15 protein-coding genes are annotated in these 17,800 nt (G+C 42.8%); 9 read left to right on the top strand and 6 right to left on the bottom strand.

All coding sequences use genetic code 11. The annotated features are described in order from the left end of the window. Window positions 1–2: 2 nt before the first annotated feature. The 3 genes from G460_RS0115050 to G460_RS21940 all read left to right on the top strand — a co-directional run bounded on the left by G460_RS0115050 (window position 3) and on the right by G460_RS21940 (window position 5,882). Entirely contained in the window at window positions 3–182 is a 180-nt protein-coding gene (locus G460_RS0115050) for a hypothetical protein (RefSeq protein ID WP_026956142.1), read from the top strand. A 5-nt stretch (window positions 183–187) separates the two neighbouring features. Then, window positions 188–4,117 (top strand): eCIS core domain-containing protein, encoded by a 3,930-nt coding sequence (locus G460_RS21945; RefSeq protein ID WP_051316060.1) that lies wholly within the window; start codon window positions 188–190, stop codon window positions 4,115–4,117. Between the two features lie 97 nt (window positions 4,118–4,214). Then, entirely contained in the window at window positions 4,215–5,882 is a 1,668-nt protein-coding gene (locus tag G460_RS21940; RefSeq protein WP_035464492.1) for a PQQ-dependent sugar dehydrogenase, read from the top strand. A gap of 94 nt (window positions 5,883–5,976) precedes the next feature. Here the strand turns inward: G460_RS21940 and secDF are convergent, their stop codons facing one another. The 4 genes from secDF to G460_RS0115015 form a co-directional block, all read right to left on the bottom strand. Beyond that, window positions 5,977–8,937: a protein translocase subunit SecDF gene (gene secDF / locus G460_RS0115030; RefSeq protein WP_026956141.1), complete on the bottom strand. Its 2,961-nt coding sequence runs from the start codon at window positions 8,935–8,937 to the stop codon at window positions 5,977–5,979. A gap of 90 nt (window positions 8,938–9,027) precedes the next feature. After that, the gene (locus G460_RS21935) at window positions 9,028–9,372 is read right to left on the bottom strand and encodes a hypothetical protein (RefSeq protein ID WP_051316059.1); all 345 of its coding nucleotides are present in this window, start codon (window positions 9,370–9,372) and stop codon (window positions 9,028–9,030) included. A 55-nt stretch (window positions 9,373–9,427) separates the two neighbouring features. Beyond that, window positions 9,428–10,048, bottom strand: a complete 621-nt coding sequence (gene udk / locus G460_RS0115020) for a uridine kinase (RefSeq protein ID WP_026956140.1) — start codon at window positions 10,046–10,048, stop codon at window positions 9,428–9,430. 33 nt (window positions 10,049–10,081) lie between these two features. Then, complete coding sequence (locus tag G460_RS0115015) at window positions 10,082–10,663, bottom strand: non-canonical purine NTP diphosphatase (RefSeq protein ID WP_026956139.1); 582 nt, start codon at window positions 10,661–10,663, stop codon at window positions 10,082–10,084. Between the two features lie 101 nt (window positions 10,664–10,764). Here G460_RS0115015 and G460_RS0115010 point away from each other — a divergent pair, with 101 nt between their 5' ends. The 3 genes from G460_RS0115010 to G460_RS0115000 all read left to right on the top strand — a co-directional run bounded on the left by G460_RS0115010 (window position 10,765) and on the right by G460_RS0115000 (window position 12,401). Beyond that, window positions 10,765–11,328 carry an LOG family protein gene (locus tag G460_RS0115010; RefSeq protein WP_026956138.1) on the top strand — a complete coding sequence of 188 codons (564 nt, stop codon included), beginning with the start codon at window positions 10,765–10,767 and terminating at the stop codon, window positions 11,326–11,328. Between the two features lie 84 nt (window positions 11,329–11,412). Continuing rightward, complete coding sequence (locus G460_RS0115005) at window positions 11,413–11,802, top strand: four helix bundle protein (RefSeq protein WP_026956137.1); 390 nt, start codon at window positions 11,413–11,415, stop codon at window positions 11,800–11,802. A 95-nt stretch (window positions 11,803–11,897) separates the two neighbouring features. Beyond that, window positions 11,898–12,401 (top strand): hypothetical protein, encoded by a 504-nt coding sequence (locus tag G460_RS0115000; protein ID WP_026956136.1) that lies wholly within the window; start codon window positions 11,898–11,900, stop codon window positions 12,399–12,401. A gap of 64 nt (window positions 12,402–12,465) precedes the next feature. On the opposite strand, the gene gndA is transcribed toward G460_RS0115000, so the two are convergent. Then, window positions 12,466–13,878 carry an NADP-dependent phosphogluconate dehydrogenase gene (gene gndA / locus G460_RS0114995; RefSeq protein ID WP_026956135.1) on the bottom strand — a complete coding sequence of 471 codons (1,413 nt, stop codon included), beginning with the start codon at window positions 13,876–13,878 and terminating at the stop codon, window positions 12,466–12,468. A gap of 195 nt (window positions 13,879–14,073) precedes the next feature. On the opposite strand from gndA, the gene zwf reads away from it, so the two are divergent. After that, complete coding sequence (gene zwf, locus G460_RS0114990) at window positions 14,074–15,606, top strand: glucose-6-phosphate dehydrogenase (protein WP_026956134.1); 1,533 nt, start codon at window positions 14,074–14,076, stop codon at window positions 15,604–15,606. Window positions 15,607–15,624: 18 nt separating this feature from the next. Next, on the top strand, window positions 15,625–16,335 hold the full coding sequence (gene pgl / locus G460_RS0114985; protein WP_026956133.1) for a 6-phosphogluconolactonase: 711 nt from the start codon (window positions 15,625–15,627) through the stop codon (window positions 16,333–16,335). A gap of 62 nt (window positions 16,336–16,397) precedes the next feature. On the opposite strand, the gene G460_RS0114980 is transcribed toward pgl, so the two are convergent. Next, window positions 16,398–17,273, bottom strand: coding sequence for an SDR family oxidoreductase (locus G460_RS0114980; protein WP_026956132.1), 876 nt, complete (start codon window positions 17,271–17,273; stop codon window positions 16,398–16,400). A 152-nt stretch (window positions 17,274–17,425) separates the two neighbouring features. Here G460_RS0114980 and G460_RS0114975 point away from each other — a divergent pair, with 152 nt between their 5' ends. Further along, a complete protein-coding gene (locus G460_RS0114975; RefSeq protein ID WP_211226756.1) occupies window positions 17,426–17,791 on the top strand; it encodes a winged helix-turn-helix transcriptional regulator in 366 nt (121 codons plus the stop codon). Window positions 17,792–17,800: the final 9 nt, after the last annotated feature.

Genomic DNA, 17,800 nt, shown 5'->3' with positions numbered 1-17,800 from the left:
AAATGAAACGAAAAGTCCGAAAAAAGCCTGAGCAGGAACCTGAAAAAGAGCCAGTTGTCATCATGGTTGACAAAGAAAAGGCAGTAGAAAATGAAAAGGAAGAAATGAGTCCTGTGGAAAAAGAACGACAAGGGATGAAAACTGAAGAACCTGGAGAAGCAATGACTCCTCTTAAAAAATAATATCCATGGGAGCAGCAGCAAAAAAAATAGCCCCACCTAAATCCCGCCTGTTCGGGGCTGGAGCTGCTATAATCCAACCTTCCCTCAAAGTCGGGAAACCCGGTGACAAATATGAAAAAGAAGCAGACTCGGTTGCCGATCAGGTAATGATGATGCCAACCACTCCACAAACTCCGATAATGACTGGGAGTTCTGGAGGAGTCCAATTAGAGGAGGAAGAAGAGGAATCGGTACAAATGATGCCTCTTTCAGCTGGTATCTCCATGATTTCCCTGAGTCCGGAAGAGGAACTTCAATTGAAAGAAGAGGAGGAAGAAACTGTTCAGCTCAAGGGTGAAGAGGAAGAAGAATCTCTTCAAATGATGGGAGGAAATGGCGAGGTTCCTGCCTCTGTTTCCACACAAATTCAAGGTGGTACGGGAGGTGGTAGCCCTATGGCTCCTGCTGTCCAATCCGAAATGGGTCAGAAAATAGGTGCTGATTTCTCAGGAGTAAAAATCCATACCGGACCTCAAGCCACATCCATGAGTAATGCATTGGGAGCCCAGGCTTTCACCCATGGATCTGATGTCTATTTCAATGAAGGGAAATATAGTCCTGAATCCTCCAAAGGAAAGCATTTGTTAGCACATGAGTTGACGCATGTCGTCCAACAAGACAGTGGAGTTCGAAGGTCTCCGTCTGAAAACATTTCAGAGGGAGCAGAAGGAGTCCAAAGACTCCCTTGGGCAGTTCGAGAGGGTCTATCAGAATTTGCATCTTATATCCCAGGGTACACCTTACTCTGTGTAGTCGTTGGATATGATCCATTAGCTGGAAGAAGTGTAGAGCGAAATGCAGTCAATCTCATTGGAGGGTTGATGGGTTTGATTCCGATTTTTGGAACTCTCCTATTCAACAAACTCCAAGAATTGGGAATTATCCAGGATGCTCTTACTTGGGTTCAGGATCAAATGGATTCCTTGGATCTAAGTACCGGAAGGATTGAAAGAGTACTTGAGCAGGCTTGGGATGAGGTCAGTCTATTATCTGGCTGGGATGCGAATATGGAGGTTCTAGACAGAACTTTTGGCCAGCTTTATCGAGACATAGAAACTTTTGCAGGGCGAGTCAAAGACAAAGTCTTTGAGTTGATTAAGGAAGCTTTGATGACAGCCCTCAAGGCTTTGGCAGATTCTTTCCCAGGCTATCCATTACTGGTCCAATTGCTAGGTCATGATCCTCTGACAGGCGAGGAAGTCAACTCTACAACAGCAGAAAAAATAGAAGCATTCCTTCTTCTAATTGGCAAAGAGCAGGAGCTGGAAAGAATGCAAGCAGAGGGTACAATCCAAGAAACGGCTGATTGGATTGATGCTGAATTAGCTGCATTAAATTTCAGTTTCGAGGAAGTAAAATCATTGTTTGATCAAGCTTGGAATGCATTTTCTCTAGATGACTTACGGGATCCTCCAGCAGCATTTACCAGAACTGTTACCATTTTTGCTCCATTTACTCAACGAGTTTTCACATTCGCTGAAAATGTAGCTACCAAGGTTTTAGAGTTTATCAAAAATGCTCTTTTGGCTCAAATTTCAGCCTATGCGAGGGAGCAACAAGGCTACCATTTAGTTACGGTTTTATTAGGAAAGGATCCATTTACTGAAGAAGAAGTACCTCGTACCACTGAAAATATCATTCGAGGATTTATGGGCTTGATGCCTGGTGGTGAGGAGCAATTCCAGCAAATGAAAGAAACTGGAGCGATCGAGCAAACGGTAAGCAGGATCGATGCGGCTGTTGCAACTCTGAATTTCTCATGGGCTTATATCACTGGACTCTTCCTAGACCTTTGGAACAGCTTCACTATTGAGGATGTTTTCCACCCGATAGATGCTTTTGTAAGAATAGTCCAAACTCTAGCAGACCCCATCCTGAGACTTTTTGACTTTATCGTCACAATCGTCAAGATCATTGTAGAAGTCCTCTTGGTCGTGATGAATTTCCCAATAGAGACTGTTCAGCAAATCATCGCCAATGCCCGATCAGCATTTGAAGATATCAAGCGAGACCCGATCGGATTCTTGAAAAATCTTCTTCGCGCAGTTAAACAAGGGTTCGTTCAGTTCTTTGATAATATCGTCACCCATCTGTTGGGAGGATTAAGAGATTGGCTATTTGGAGAACTGGCTTCAGCGGGAATCAACCCACCTGCAGATTTAAGCTTCCAGTCCATTTTAGGTTTTGTCTTAGATGTTTTAGGAATCTCCATGGACAATGTCTGGGAGAGACTTGCTTTGAAAATAGGACCGGAACGAGTGGAGCAAATCCGTGGAGCTATAGATACTTTGACAGGTATCTGGACCTTTATCAAAGACGTTTGGGAACGTGGACCGATTGCGATTTGGGAATACATTCAAGAGCAAATGAGCAATCTCTGGAATATGGTTCTAGAACAAGTTCAAAGTTGGATCATGACCCGAATCATAGAGCAGATTACAGTTCGACTACTTTCTATGCTCGACCCGACAGGCATCATGGCGGTAGTCAACAGTTTCATAGCTTTCTACCGAGCAGTCCAGTCCTTTATCGAGAAGCTTCGTGAGATGCTTGAAATCGTCAATTCCTTTGTGGCGGGGGTTGCAAACATTGCGAGGGGAACAATTGCTGAGGCAGCAAACTTCTTGGAAGGAGCACTGGCCAGAGCTGTACCCGTTGCTATTGGATTCCTTGCCAATCAAGTTGGGCTACGAGGATTAGGAACTCGAATAGCCGAAATGATTGGTGGCCTTCGTGATAAAGTAAATGAGGCGATCGACTGGCTAATCGACCGAGCTTTATCTGTAGGGGGAGCCATTCTTCAAGCAGGAAGGAATGCAGTTGACACCGTAATGGGTTGGCTTGGAATGAAGAAAGAATTCACACTTCCAAATGGAGAAAAACACGAGGCGTATTTCGAAAGCCCCGACCCACAAGCTAGACTTATTATTGCAAGTGCAGATCCAAAAACAATCCAACAAATCATTGCTTCAAAATCATGGAATGGAAAAACAATTCCAGATGACAAAGTAGCAGAATTACAAACTTCAGCCAGTACCATCGATCAAAACCGAGAAGGCCAAGGGGTGGAAAAAGGTCAAATCATCATGAGAGAATTTGAAAAAATTGTAGCCATCCTAAATAATATTGGAGGCCCTCCAATCCCTAGAACTGTCCTTGTTACAAATCAAAAAGTCACTGGGGCAGGAATGGAAATGGGTAAGCATGTAGTTGTTTCTCCATTGAGTTTGGACCCTGGAGGACTTGCCGGTAGTCAGCCTACCTATACTACAGGACTAGGAGGTCTTCTGAAACAAAACTATCCTAACTACATCGTTGAAGGGCATTTACTAAATCACAAATTGCATGGTCCAGGAAATGTCTCTTGGAATTTGACACCAATAGCAAAGCAAACCAATTCTGAAATGAACAGTAAATTCGAAAGGTTTGCTAAACAACATATTCTAGATGAAGGAAAAGTGGTCAAATATGAAGTTGAGGTAGAATATTCTAAAAACTTGGATAACAGCATTTATTCGGATCCAGATCAATATGTAGCACAAAGCCTAAATTTTTCACTCACAGAATTAGAATATAAAAATAACAATTGGACTCCAGCCACCTCACAACCAACGAATTGGGACATCCCGACATCAATTTCTCATGCTAAATCTTCGATCCCTGGATTTGGTACTGGAAGATTGAATTTTATGGTAAATCTGAATACCTCAGATGTAAGAGCAATTCAGCGCATTAAAGGAATTGGTCAAACTAGAGCGGAGGCCATTGTCAATTATAGAGAAAGTAAAGCCTCTAAAAGAATCAATAGTTATTCAGAATTGGAAGCTGCACCTGGAATTGGCACCATAACTGTTGAAAAATTACGAGATGAACCGATGGCAAGATTGAGGTCATAGTTGGTTTGTATTTTCAACCGAAATCAATTCCGCAAATTCTCTGAACTCCAGTGTGCTTTGATTTTGATCAATTCCCAAAATCAGTTAATTAGCTAGAATGAAAAATACTGTCAAATTTTTTCTTCCAGCACTAGCTCTTTTTGCTGCTTGCTCTGGAGAAAAAAATGCAGGCTGGGACATCTCCTCGGATCAGGAACAAATCATCGCCGGTAAGTCCTTATTTGAGCAAAATTGCGCAGCCTGTCATAACTTTACCCAAAATGCCATCGGGCCCAATCTCAGCGGAGTCACTCACGAAATGACTTCTGATTGGATCAAAACATTCATCAAGGATCCTACTCAAGTAATTGAGTCCGGAGATGAAAGAGCAAAAGCAACCTTTGCAGCGTACAAGACCTACATGCCGCCTTTCCCCAATCTAGGAGAAGAGCAGCTAGATCAGATCCTCAGCTATCTGCATACGTATGAAAAAAAGGAGTTGGAGCAACGAGCAGACAAACTAGAAGACCCAATTCCAGATTCTATATCCGATTCTGGGATCCGCTTGGAGTTGGAGTTTTTTGCCCAATTACCAACCACCGATACTGTCAGCCCAATAGCAAAAATCACCAAACTGGAATCAGAGCCAGTATCTGGAAGAACTTTCATCCAAGATCAACATGGAGTAATGTATGAGATCATCGACGGAAGACCAAGGGAATTTTTAAACCTAAAAAAACAGAGGCCAGAACTAATATCCAAACCAGGACTAGCTACAGGATTTGGAAGCTGGGCTTTTCATCCGGACTATATCCAAAACGGCCTTTTGTACACTTCACATACTGTTCCAGCAGGCAGTGCCGTTCCTGACTTTGGCTATGCGGACAGTATACGGGTGAAAATGCAATGGGTCTTGACCGAATGGAAAACAAATAACCCCAATGGAATCCCATATAGTGGTGAAGGACGGGAGCTATTCCGAATAGACGTCCCTACCCAAATCCATGGCGTACAGGAGCTAGCATTTAATCCTCATGCAAAAGTGGGAGATGAAGATTATGGGCTTCTATATATTGGAATAGGCGATGGCGGTAGCGCGGAAAGCGGCTTTGCATTCATCGCTGATCATCAAGGACGTTTGCCTTGGAGTAGTATTTTGAGAATCGATCCTCAGGGCTCCAACAGCACCAATGGAAAGTATGGAATCCCTCAATCCAACCCCTTTGCGGATGATCCCAATAAAGCGGGGGAGGTATATGCCTATGGATTTCGCAATCCGAACAGAGTTTTCTGGAGTTCAGATGGACGCCTTTTAGCTACAGATATAGGTCATCATAATATCGAAGAACTCAATGTCATCGAAGCTGGTAAATTCTACGGCTGGCCCCAGCGAGAGGGGACTTTTGTCATCAATCCGTATGGCAATATGAGTGATATTTTCCCTTTGCCAAATGATGATAGTGACTTGGGAGCTACCTATCCGCTGATCCAGCTGGATCATGACGAGATCAATGCCATCATTGCTGGATATTTTATCCCCTCTGGAGATTTGAAAGGCAAATTTCTATTCGGGGATGTACCGGGAGGAAAACTATTCCTAACAGATCTACAAGGTGAAAATCCAAAAGTGGAATCTTGGAAAATCATCTTTAACGGTAAAGAAATGACCGCAAAAGAACTATGTAATTGTAAAAGAGTGGATCTGAAATTTGGACAAGATAACACTGGCCAAATTTACATGATGACAAAATTTGACGGTAAGGTCTACAAGTTAAAAACTCCTTGATCACACCTACTCAAAAAATATATCCCTAACTCAGCAGCTAACAAAAAAAGGCCTTCAGAAACACCTGAAGGCCTTTTTTATCAAGCAGCTTTTCTTACGCTTTTTGCGTTTCTTTTTCTTTTTCAAGATCTTTTTTCATCAAATCCACTACGATCGGAGTCGCAATGTAAACTGACGAATAAGTACCTACCACGATCCCGATGAATAGGGCGAAAGAGAATCCTCTCAATACTTCACCACCAAAAATCAATAGGACAATCACCACGATCATGGTCGTGAATGAGGTAATCAAGGTACGGCCCAAAGTCTGGTTGATAGCATCATTGAATACTTTCACCAATTTACCGGTACCTCTGTTCTCTATATTCTCTCTGATACGGTCAAATACAATTACGGTATCGTTTATCGAGTAACCGATCACTGTCAATACCGCCGCGATAAATACCTGATCAATCTCAAAGGTGGCACCCAGTGCGCTAGCGATAGCAAATGCTGCAATCACAAACAAGGTATCGTGAACCAAAGCAATGATAGACGCCAAAGAGAACTGCCATTTGCGGAATCTTACCAAGATGTATAGGAAGATCGCGATCAAAGCAGCAATCATCGCTTCAGCGGAAGAAGCTTTGATATCATCTGCTACGGTCGCTCCGACTTTGGAAGATCCTGTGATCGCAAACTCACCAGAACCGATATTCTCAGCATCAGCCGTGAAAGCCAATCCAGTAACAGAAGCGATTCCCTGTTTTACTTTTTCCTCTACTTCTTTATTGGAAGCATCATCATCTTCATTGATGAGGTAAGAGGTCGTTACTTTCAAAATATTGTTTGCTCCGTAAGTTTTCACCTCGACAGATCCGTCGAATTCTGAATCCAGACCGACCTTCAAGTCTGAAGGAACAACAGGCTGCTCAAAGGCAACGATATACGATCTACCACCGGTAAAGTCCACCCCGAATTTCAAGCCATTGATCGCAGCGATCGCAAGACCTACGACGATGATACCCGTAGAAATCAAATAAGCAACTTTACGCTTGCTCAAGAAGTCGAAGTTCAAGCTGCTAAGCGCATTTTTAGCAAATGGAGTAGCAAAGCTAATGGAGCTATTATCGCCTTTCTTGCTCATCCATGATACAATCACGCGAGTGATAAATACAGAAGAGAAGAAGGATGAAGCGATACCGATCATCAATACGATTGCAAATCCTTTCACAGGACCTTGACCCAATGCATACAAAATCGCACCTGTCAAGAAAGTAGTGACGTTGGAGTCAAGGATGGCAGAGAATGCTTTGTTGTAACCAGCATTGATAGCAGCCATCAGGCCAGCACCATTTCGGAGCTCTTCTTTGATACGCTCAAAGATCAATACGTTCGCATCGATCGACATACCGATCGTCAATACGATACCGGCAATTCCTGGCAAAGTCAACGCAGCACCCAACTGGGCCAAAATACCCAAGATAAAGAAGATGTTGAATACCAAGGCAGAGATAGCTACCAGGCCACCTTTGGCATAGTAAGCCACCATAAATACCACTACGATCACCAAACCGGCAACCATCGAAATGATACCTTGTCCCTGAGCTTCTTTACCCAGTGTCGGGCCAATGATGCTTTCCTCTACGATTTGAGTAGGAGCAGGAAGAGATCCTGACTTCAAGATATTTGCCAAATCCTGTGCTTCTAGCAGCGTGAAGTTTCCGGAGATTTCTGATTGACCGGAAGGAATTTCTCCATTGACTACAGGAGCAGTATAGACATAGTCATCCAAGACTACAGCGATTCTTTTACCAATATTGGCACCGGTCAGAGACCTCCATTTTCTGGCACCTTCAGCATTCATCTGCATGGATACTGCCGGACGGGAAGTTTGATCCAACACCTGACGAGCATCTGTCACGACATCTCCTTCCAAAGGAGCTTCGTTGGTACCTCTTTCAGCCTTGATGGCATAAAGTTCCAATACTTCGTCATCAGTACCTTCAGGAGTAAATGGTTTTACACCCCAAAGCAATTTGATATCTCTTGGCAAAAATGCTTTGTAATCTTCGCTCTTCAGGATTCTATTGATAATCATGGTATCTCTCACCTCGTAAGCCAATCCGTAGTTTGGATACAAAAGGCTGAAAATAGGAGAGACGTCGTTGCTCGGATTCAAAGGATCGATCTCTGCCAATTGCTCTTCTAGAGCATTTCTCAAAGAGTCTTCTTCTGAAAGCTCACCTGTGGCTACTGTATCAGCAGCAGATGTGTTTGTGTTTTTATTGGCAGCTACCCAAGTCGCATTGATCGCTTCAAGCGCACCACCCAATTCGTTCATCTCTGCTACTTCCCAGAACTGAAGCTTTGCCACTCCTTGAAGCAGGTTTCTCACACGCTCTTGATTATCCACACCAGGCAATTCGATCTGGATTCTACCAGATCCTTGGATTCTTTGAATATTTGGCTGAGAAGTACCGAATCTATCAATACGAGTTCTTAGGATATTAAAAGAACGATCGATCGCATTTTCTACTTCTGTGTCGATGATAGAAAGAATCTCAGAATCAGAAGTTTCCAACGAGATTCTTCCACGATTGGCAGCAGTGGCAAAAATGCTACTCAAGTTTTTACCTGAATTATTGGCTTGCCATGCGCTGTAGAACAAGTCCACAAACTTATCTGTAGAGGTTTTGGAAGCTTCTTTTGCCTCATCCACAGCTTTGTTGAAGCCTGCATCTTTCGGGTTTCCTGCCAGACCTTTGACGATTTCTACAGGAGAAACTTCCAAAGTGACATGCATCCCACCTTGAAGATCAAGTCCTAGCCCTAGTTCTGTTTCTTTTACTTCCTGATAGGTAAAATCAGCTCCGAGAAAATTATAAACTGGTTCTCTCCAGACAGAGTCCAAGTAGGCTCTTCTTTGGGCAAAATCAACATTGCCCGAAGCATCCGTAGCGTAAGCGTTGGCTTTTTGCTGGATGCCGTTTGATACAAATGTGAATGACAGATAATACAGACATAGGCCTGTGATAATCACTGTCAAAAACACAATGACACCTTTGTTTTGCATAGGTATAGATATTAATTAATTGTTTTTTTAGAATGTAGGGGCAAGCAAACCCTCAGGGTTTACTCAGGAATAAATAGGGAAAAAGAAGATTTAGGGTCCCTTCGTGGAGATAATTCTGGTAAAAAGTATATCTCCGAGCTGATTGAGCTCAGGAATCTGTACAGTCTCAGCCACAAAAGAAGCTGGCTCAAAACTGATGATTTCATAAATCAGGTAAAAAACAGATTGTGATACTTGCACTGCAAAAGGTACCACCGCATCTACTGCTACATTCAAAAAGGTATCATGGGAGTCTGCATCTGCTTGCTGCTCCACTTGAATAGACTCCTCCAGAGAGGAATATTCTACAGAAGAAATAAAGAAGCACAGCAAAAGTGCCAGCATCACGGTAATGCGCTGTTGGAACAATCTGCTATTTGGCTTTCTATTTTTCATTTTGCGCAAATATAGCCAATATTTGAAACTCACGCAGTTTTAGGGCTTTTTTTTCCTATTTCCCTGACTTTGAACGCAAATAGGAGCGCACTACATCAAGTGCTTTGTCAAAATTATGGTTGTTGGTGACGATCAGATCAGCCTCATTTTTGAAGGGCTTGATGTATTTCTCATAGGTAGGCATCACATGCATCTCATAGCGATACAGGACATCGTCCAGATCATAGCCACGCTCGACCTTATCTCGAATGATCCTCCTCTTGAGTTTGATATGGTCTTTGGCATCAATAAAAATTTTGAGATCAAGCAAATCTGCCAATTCGGGATAATAAAGAACAAAAATCCCTTCGACTACGACCACCGGTGCCGAATGAAATGTGAGCATCTTGGGTTTTTTGGCGGCATTGTTGAAAGTATATTCCTCCCGCTCCACAGTGGCACCACTCTGGATTTTGCGAATATCAGAAGCATACGCTTCAAAGTCGATACTATGTGGGGTGTCAAAATTGTGTACTCCCTGGGCATCGATCGGCTGCTGGTGTCTGGGTTTGTAGTAATTATCCTGAGAAATCAGACAAACCTCTCCGGGCTCAAAAGTGCTCAACAATCGCTCTAAAAATAGGGTCTTACCTGAAGCTGACCCACCTGTGATGCCGACGATGAAAGGTTTTTGCATGGCAACAAAGTTAAAACTTTTTTGAGGCGTTTTTCAGAATTTTCTTTGGCGGAGAAATTCTACCAAAGCTCGGACCGCTTTGCCCCTATGAGAAATTTGATTTTTCTCTTCCATACTCAGTTCAGCAAAGGACTTTTGATAGCCGGTCGGTCGAAATACCGGGTCATAGCCAAATCCTTTTTCACCTATTCTCTGATCCAAAATCTCGCCTTGGGCTATCCCATCAAACTGATATTCTTTCCCATTCAAGATCAATGCAATGACTGTACGAAAACGGGCTTGTCGTTTTGCTTTACCAACCATGTTTTCGAGTAGTTTGTCTATATTCCGCTCATCTGACCTGGGTTCGCCAGCATATCTACCAGAATAAACTCCAGGAGCACCACTCAAAGCCTCAACTTCCAGACCTGTATCATCAGCAAAGCAATCCACTCCGTAGTTATCTTTTACATATCGGGCTTTTTGAAAGGCATTAAATTCTAAGGTGTCACCAGTTTCCGGCAATTCTTCCCGGCATCCTATCTCCTCGAGAGACACTATTTGAAACTCGTCGCCCAGAGCGGCTTTTACCTCTTCAATTTTCTTTCGGTTGTTGGTCGCAAAGCAAATTTTCATGCCCCAAAAATAGTCAAAATTCGAAGGGATGGTAATTTTCGGTTTTGCAGATTTACATCATTCAAGTATTTTCGATCAAGTTGAATAATATGTAGCTACCCATGAAAAAAATCACCATCTATTGCGGTTCCCGGACCGGAAACTCTTTAGTATACGAATCCGGTGTCAGAGCATTGGCTCAAGAAATGATCAAGAGGGATCATTCTTTGGTTTATGGAGCAGGTCGGGTAGGACTGATGGGTGTGATCGCCGACGAACTGTTATCAGCAGGCAAAGAGGTGCTGGGAATCATTCCACAAAAATTAGTAGATCGAGAAGTAGCTCATACAGGCTGCACAGAACTCATCGTGGTAGAGACCATGAGAGACAGAAAGTGGCTCATGGCCGAGCGAGGAGATGGTTTTATCGCAATGCCCGGCGGAATCGGCACCTTGGAAGAGCTCTTTGAAATCATGACTCTCAATCAACTCCACTATATCAAGAAACCCTTGGCTCTCTATAATGTCAATGGCTATTACGATAAGTTGATTGACTTCCTGAATCATGCCATGGAAGAAGGATTTTTGTATCCTGAACAGGAAGAATTGCTGATCGTGTCGGATGATCCGGTGGATTTACTGGACCAAATGGCAGCATACCAAGCAAAGAGGCCGGCGGATTGGTGAATGGGAGAATTAGAGATTGAGAGATCAAGAGTTTAGAGAGAAAATCAATACAAATAAATTGATTAATTATTTCAATAGCGCTTTATGGAAAAATCTGAAACTTTTGAAAATTTAAAGTGCTGGCAGCTTGCGTATACTTTAAAAAAGGAATTAAAAATTAAGGTTTTACCTCAAATCCCAAATTCAGAAAAGTATGATCTCAAATCTCAATTATTAAGAGCAGCCAGATCGGTCACAGCCAATATTGCAGAAGGTTGGGGAAGGTTTCATTACCTAGATTCGAATAAATTCTACTACAATGCTAGGGGGTCAATTTCAGAGATATTGGACCATTTAATAGTGGCAAAGGATGAAAATTATATTTCGAATGAAACCTACCTACATTTCCGTGAAATGGTTCTTGAATCACTTAAAGTCCTTAATGGTTTTATCTATTATTTAAAGAAAGAGAATTCAAACAATAAGAATCCATAGAATAATTAAAATTCCCCATTTTAAATCTCTTTTCTCCCAATCTCCATTCTCCTAAAGAAAGAATTCCCTATTTTTGTGCCTTAGAAAAATCCAAAATGATTGAAAAACTCTTTCCATTAGACAAAAACTACATCCTGCGTCAGGCTCAGTTCGTCATGGAAGAGGAGCTTTTGGAACAAATGGTCTTTGAGCTCAAGCGATCTTACACTTTTTTGTACAATCCTCTCCAACTGATGGACGAGACCTATGCCAAAATTTTGGATACCAACCAGTTTCCATTGGAGAGAATCCGAATGATCTACCGTCAGTTGTGCGGGGTCTATCGTTACAAGCACGGAGACAATCAACTGGAACTGCTTTTTGATGGAAGATCTCATTTTGACATGTTCAAAGAGCAATGGGAAAAATCCTTCATTCGCTACGTTCAGGAACTTGGCCAGCATGAACAATATGTGAAAACCATGCTTCGGATGACCATTTTGTTTGATACTGAATCAAGAGCCGAATGGTCTGAAAACCACTGCAAAGCATTTATCAATCAATATTTTGACCTCAAGGTCGTGAAGCGACATGGAGAACTCAGACTAAAAATCGGATAAAAAAAGGAAGCCAAATTTTTGACTTCCTTTTTTTTCTGCCTACTGAGACTGATTTGCAAACCAATCAAGCTCCCCACTCCGTGTGGAAAATCCCTTCTCGATCGATTCTTTCATAGGTATGCGAACCGAAATGATCCCGCTGTGCCTGGATCAAATTCAACGGCAACTTGCTGGAAGTAAAGGCATCAAAATAACTCAACGCTGAGAATAGGCCCGGAACCGGAACACCGCTTTTTGCTGCGAAAGCGACAGTCTCACGGACAGCTGGAAGAGTTTCCTGAACTTGCTTCACAAATGACGGAGCCAATAAAAGGTTGGTCAAACCAGGATTAGCCTCGAATGCATCAGCAATATCTGCCAAAAGTCCTGCACGGATGATGCAACCTGCTCTCCAGATTTTTGCGATCTGAGACATGTTCAGTTCATAGCCATACTCTTGGGAAGCTTCTGCCAATTGATTCAAACCTTGGGCATACGACAGAATAAAGGAGAAATACAAAGATTTTTCCGCCTGCTCAATCAATTGTACCTTTTCGACTGGCTGAACAGCCGGTCTATCGTACAATTCATCTGCTTTGACTCGATCCTCTTTCAAAGCAGAAATCTCACGCATGCTGACGGCCATATCGATCGTTGGCACTGGAATACCCAAATCCATCGCGTTTTGAGAGGTCCATTTGCCGGTGCCCTTTTGCTTGGCTTTGTCCAAAATCACATCGACCAAACGAGCCTCAGTCAACTCATCTTGCTGCAAGAAAATCTCAGAAGTGATCTCAACCAAAAATGACTGCAGACGACCCTGATTCCAAGATGCAAAAACCTCATGTAACTCATCATTGCTGAGATCGGCAGACTTTTTCAGCAAATCATAGATCTCAGAAGTGAGCTGCATCATGGCATATTCGATTCCATTGTGCACCATTTTCACATAGTTGCCGGCAGATTTTGGTCCCAAATAGGCGACACAAGGCTCTCCTTTGTATTTGGCAGAAACTGCCTCGAAAATAGGGCGGACGTATTCATAGGCTTCTTTGTCACCACCCGGCATGATGCTGGGACCTCTTCTGGCTCCTTTGGCACCGCCAGATACTCCCGACCCAAAGAAATGAAGGCCTTTACCTTTTAGATATGCTTCTCTGCGATCGGTATCGGTGTAAAAAGAATTGCCTCCATCGATGATAATATCACCCTTGTCAAGATGCGGAAGCAAACTTTCGATGACCTGATCTACGATTTTGCCGGCTGGCACCAATAGCATGATCTTCCTCGGAGAAGACAAGGCGCCTACAAAAGTGGCCAAATCAGAACTTGCATTTACCTGATCTGGGTTACCGCCTTCCTCTATCAAGGCAGACACCTTTTCAGGATCTAGATCATAGCCAAATGCTTTAAACTGATTATCAGCCACATTCAAGATGAAATTACGGCCCATCACTCCCAGACCTACCAATCCAAAATCAAAATCTTTTTGCTCCATGATTTTATTCAAGCCACATTTTCCTGTAGCATTCTTTTTTGTTGCACGAGTTTAAAATAAATAAGCCCTATTTTTACGACTCTAAATTCAAAATTAACTTATCGAATGAAGCATGCGCACTTTTTTCCAAAAAAGTATTCCTAATCATCCCAAATTTCCTTCTGTGGGCCATGCGCTTTTAATCCTATTGAATTCATGAAAAAAACTTCCAACCAAATGCTGATCATTTTTGGTGCTTCGGGAGACTTGACCGCCAGAAAACTGATCCCTGCCATTTACAATTTGTACAAAGGCAATCACCTTCCGGACAATTTTGTGGTACTGGGAGTCAGTCGAAGCAATATGGACAGCGACGAATTCAGGTCCCGAGTGGTCTTGGAAAGCGAATTTTTGAAGGGAAAAATCGGAAAAGAAAAGAAGGAATTTATTCAAAACTTTGCGGACAAGCTTTTCTATGAAGATCTGGGGACAGACTACGATACGAGCTACGAAAAACTGGCTAATCGTATCAAACAACTTGATCAAGAACATGGCACAGCCGGAAATTTGATTTTTTATCTTTCTACCCCGCCAAGCTTGTATGAGACCATCGCCAAAAATCTGCATGAGCAGGGCCTGACTCAAGAAAACGAGGGTTGGAAGAGAATCATCGTTGAAAAGCCTTTCGGCTACGATCTCGCATCAGCCAAAGAGCTCAATCACGGGCTTCATACCTATTTCAAAGAAGAGCAAGTCTATCGGATCGATCACTACCTCGGCAAAGAAACTGTCCAGAATCTACTGGTTACACGATTTTCCAATTCGATATTTGAGCCGCTTTGGAATCGGCGCTACATCCATCATGTCGAAATCACCAACGCTGAAACCGTCGGTGTAGAAAAGCGTGGTGGCTATTATGATAAATCCGGTGCATTTCGGGATATGTTCCAAAGTCACCTACTTCAGATAGTATCTTTGATCGTCATGGAGCCTCCGATCAGTGCTGATCCGGAAGAAATACGAGATGAAAAAGTGAAAGCTCTCAAGTCAATCCGTCTGATGAAAGACGAGGAGACTATCATCAAGAATACACTTCGGGGACAGTACGTCGCCTCCAATATCAAGGGAGAAAAAGTAAAAGGATACCGCGAGGAAGAAGGAGTCAACCCTGACTCTACCACGGAGACTTTTGCTGCGATCAAGTTCTTTGTGGACAACTGGAGATGGAAAGACGTGCCTTTCTATGTCCGCACGGGCAAGGCCATGCCTACCAAAGTGACCGAGGTAGTCATCCACTTCAAAGCCCCTCACCACGAAGTTTTCAAAAGTCAGGATGTTTACAAAAAAGACAACAAACTAGTCATCCGAATTCAGCCAGATGAAGGAATCTTGCTAAAATTCGGAGTGAAAATCCCAGGCCTAGGTTTCCATGTGGAGCAGGCAAATATGGATTTTTATTACTCAGATCTGGATTCGGCTCAAGTCATGGACGCTTATGAAAGATTGCTTCTAGACGCCATGCAAGGGGATACTACACTCTATGCCCGTGCCGATGAAGTTGAAGCCGCTTGGAAATTCGTGGATCCTATTCTTAAATGCTGGGAAAACAATCCATCCGTCAACACCTATGGCTATGCTGCAGGCACTTGGGGACCTAGAAATTCAGATGATCTGATCGAAGATAGTTTTGGTTGGAGAAATCCCGGCGATCTACTGACTGACGAGTCTGGCTTCTGTATTTTGTGTTAATATAAATCCCTAAGTATCATGGAAATAAAAATCCTCGATAACAAGCAACAAGTAGCAAAGGTCTTTTCGGAATATTTTGCCCAGCTAGCAGCATCTACCGACAAGCTGACTGTAGCCCTGTCCGGCGGCAGCACTCCCAAAATCGTATTTGATTACTTGGCGGAGCACTTTGCCGACAAAATCGACTGGAGCAAAATCTATCTCTACTGGGGAGATGAGCGATGTGTCCCTCCAACAGATTCGGAAAGCAATTATAAAATGACGGTAGATCATTTGCTTTCGAAGATCTCCATCCCCGAAGAAAATATTTACAGAGTGCTGGGGGAAAATGATCCCGAGGAAGAAGCCATTCGCTACGGTGAACTATTAGACGCTACCCTAGCTACTACAAAAGGAATCCCGCAATTTGACCTGGTACTATTGGGAATGGGGGATGACGGACATACAGCCTCAATTTTCCCAAATTCCATTTATTTATGGGATTCTTCGAGGAACTGTAAAGTAGCTACACATCCAGACTCTGGACAAAAACGAGTCACCATCACCGGTAAAGTGATCAATCAAGCCAAAAATGTTGCCTTTTTGGTTACAGGAGAGAGCAAAAAAGAAAAGGTGAAAGAAGTCATCAATCGAGAGGGAGAGTTCAACTCCTATCCGGCTAGTATGGTCAATCCGACCAGCGGAGAACTGATCTGGTTTTTGGATCAGGAGGCTGCGACAGGAATTTAAGAAAATGAAAAAATGCCGGAGAATCACCATCTCCGGCATTTTACTTTTCGTGTCAAAATGAATCAAGAGCCATATGTCTGACCGAGATAGGCATCCAAAGTCAAGGGCTTCCTCCCCAACAATTTTTCAAGATCTGAATTCGCAGTTTCAAATTCGCCTGATTGGATAGCCTCCGCAAAGCCTACAAACATAGCAATGTATGGACTAGGCACTCCCGCATCAGTCAATACTTCGGAATAGGCATTGCTATCAGGACTTACGTACGTGATTTGCTTACCACTTAGCTGACTCAGCTTTGTAGCTATCTGCTCAAAATCATAGTTTTCGCTATTACCCATCACGTATTCTTGATTTTCATGCCCAGACTCAGCCATGACATTAGCCACTGCTTCTGCAAGATCAGCTCTATCTGCAAATGCGGCCTTGCCATTACCAGCTGGAAAGAAAATTCCATTCTCCAACACCTGCTCTCCAAGGAACATCGGAAGTACACTGAGGTAAAGGTTGTTTCGGAAAATAGTATACTTCATCCCACTCTCCTTCAGAGCTTGCTCCGTCTGAATGTGAGAAGAAGCCAGAAATGCAAGAGATGAATCTGGGTTTTCTGTTTTTCGGTCAAAACTAGTGTAGTAAACATGCTGGACACCTGCTTCTTTGGCAGCTCGAATGACATTGAGGTGCTGTGTCAGTCTGTTCTCTAGATCTGTTCCGGATATCAAGAGCAGTTTTTCTACCTCTTGAAATACATCAACCAGAGAATCAAAGTGATCATAATCACCTTCTTTTAGCTCGATTCCTAGCTCCTTGAGGTTTTGGGCTTTAGTTTGATTTCTGACTAAACCAGTTATTTTGGACGGATGTATTCCATTCTGAATAAGTTGAGCGATGGTTGCTTGTCCAAAATGACCTGTGGCTCCTGTTACTGCTATTTTTCTCATGACTTAGTTGTTTTAGTAAAGTTGATATATAAAAGTATTTAGGTTACTTTTGGTAAGTCAAAGATAGAATGGGAGTAGATAGGCCGCAAGAAGGCACTTATTAGTCAGACACTTACCTCAAAGTAAGCATTGCAGATAATCAGCGTATTAGGATGGAAAATATATTGGAAATTTATTCGGGCACTGAAAATTGCCCGATCCGCACAGTCTTGGATCGCTTTGGAGACAAGTGGTCTATGCTCGTTTTATTGATTTTGGATCATGAAAAAAAAGTGAGATTCAACCAAATCCATAAAACCATTGGGGACGTATCCCAAAAAATGCTCACGGTAACTCTCCGAAAACTAGAAGCTGACGGATTGGTAGAAAGAACTGTCTTTCCTGAAATTCCTCCCCGAGTAGAATACAATCTGACACCTAGAGGTCAATCATTGATCCCTCATGTCCAAAACCTCTCTCAATGGGCAAAAGATAACATCGGAGAGATCAGAGCTTCCAGAGCCAACTATTCTAAATAGCTCGAATCG

This window comes from Algoriphagus vanfongensis DSM 17529 (assembly GCF_000429465.1).
Lineage (GTDB): Bacteria > Bacteroidota > Bacteroidia > Cytophagales > Cyclobacteriaceae > Algoriphagus > Algoriphagus vanfongensis.
This window is presented reverse-complemented; position numbering and strand designations above follow the sequence as displayed.

Excerpts from the sequence above, each read along its gene's own strand:
- G460_RS21940 (WP_035464492.1), top strand. The coding sequence starts at position 4,215 with ATGAAAAATACTGTCAAATTTTTTCTTCCAGCACTAGCTCTTTTTGCT.
- G460_RS21945 (WP_051316060.1), top strand. The coding sequence starts at position 188 with ATGGGAGCAGCAGCAAAAAAAATAGCCCCACCTAAATCCCGCCTGTTC.
- G460_RS0115015 (WP_026956139.1), bottom strand. The coding sequence starts at position 10,663 with ATGAAAATTTGCTTTGCGACCAACAACCGAAAGAAAATTGAAGAGGTA.
- G460_RS0115000 (WP_026956136.1), top strand. The coding sequence starts at position 11,898 with ATGATTGAAAAACTCTTTCCATTAGACAAAAACTACATCCTGCGTCAG.
- G460_RS0115050 (WP_026956142.1), top strand. The coding sequence starts at position 3 with ATGAAACGAAAAGTCCGAAAAAAGCCTGAGCAGGAACCTGAAAAAGAG.
- udk (WP_026956140.1), bottom strand. The coding sequence starts at position 10,048 with ATGCAAAAACCTTTCATCGTCGGCATCACAGGTGGGTCAGCTTCAGGT.
- pgl (WP_026956133.1), top strand. The coding sequence starts at position 15,625 with ATGGAAATAAAAATCCTCGATAACAAGCAACAAGTAGCAAAGGTCTTT.
- G460_RS0114980 (WP_026956132.1), bottom strand. The coding sequence starts at position 17,273 with ATGAGAAAAATAGCAGTAACAGGAGCCACAGGTCATTTTGGACAAGCA.
- G460_RS0114975 (WP_211226756.1), top strand. The coding sequence starts at position 17,426 with ATGGAAAATATATTGGAAATTTATTCGGGCACTGAAAATTGCCCGATC.
- G460_RS0115005 (WP_026956137.1), top strand. The coding sequence starts at position 11,413 with ATGGAAAAATCTGAAACTTTTGAAAATTTAAAGTGCTGGCAGCTTGCG.
- secDF (WP_026956141.1), bottom strand. The coding sequence starts at position 8,937 with ATGCAAAACAAAGGTGTCATTGTGTTTTTGACAGTGATTATCACAGGC.
- zwf (WP_026956134.1), top strand. The coding sequence starts at position 14,074 with ATGAAAAAAACTTCCAACCAAATGCTGATCATTTTTGGTGCTTCGGGA.
- G460_RS0115010 (WP_026956138.1), top strand. The coding sequence starts at position 10,765 with ATGAAAAAAATCACCATCTATTGCGGTTCCCGGACCGGAAACTCTTTA.
- G460_RS21935 (WP_051316059.1), bottom strand. The coding sequence starts at position 9,372 with ATGAAAAATAGAAAGCCAAATAGCAGATTGTTCCAACAGCGCATTACC.
- gndA (WP_026956135.1), bottom strand. The coding sequence starts at position 13,878 with ATGGAGCAAAAAGATTTTGATTTTGGATTGGTAGGTCTGGGAGTGATG.